Origin of the sequence: Priestia sp. SIMBA_032 (genome assembly GCF_046535215.1) — a bacterium.
Taxonomy (GTDB): domain Bacteria; phylum Bacillota; class Bacilli; order Bacillales; family Bacillaceae_H; genus Priestia; species Priestia aryabhattai.
On record NZ_JAWRXD010000933.1, the window covers coordinates 1 to 261 of the forward strand.

The window sequence follows — 261 nt, forward strand, 5'->3', positions numbered from 1 at the left end:
CGTCGGGACGCAGTTCGCCGGCCTCGTGCGCGAGTTCCATCAACTCGGTGAACAGGGCGAGCAGGGGTGCGTGGGCGATCTTGACCTCGGCGGGATGCGTCAGCAGCAATTGCGGCGCGAAGTCGTTGAACAGCGGACGCTTGGCGTTGGGGTCGGGCCTGCAGAGCTCAAAGAGCAGCTGAACAGCAACTTGTAGGCGGGCCAGGGGATCGGTCTGCCCGGCGGCAGCGGCCCGGATCTGATCGGCCGACCGGCCAAGGG

Annotated in this window: 1 protein-coding gene; it reads right to left on the reverse strand. The window is 67.4% G+C overall.

Features of this window, described 5'->3' with window-relative positions; translation table 11 throughout:
• Positions 1-261: hypothetical protein (locus SB717_RS37070; RefSeq protein WP_410908088.1), on the reverse strand; the 261-nt coding region annotated here is incomplete at both ends.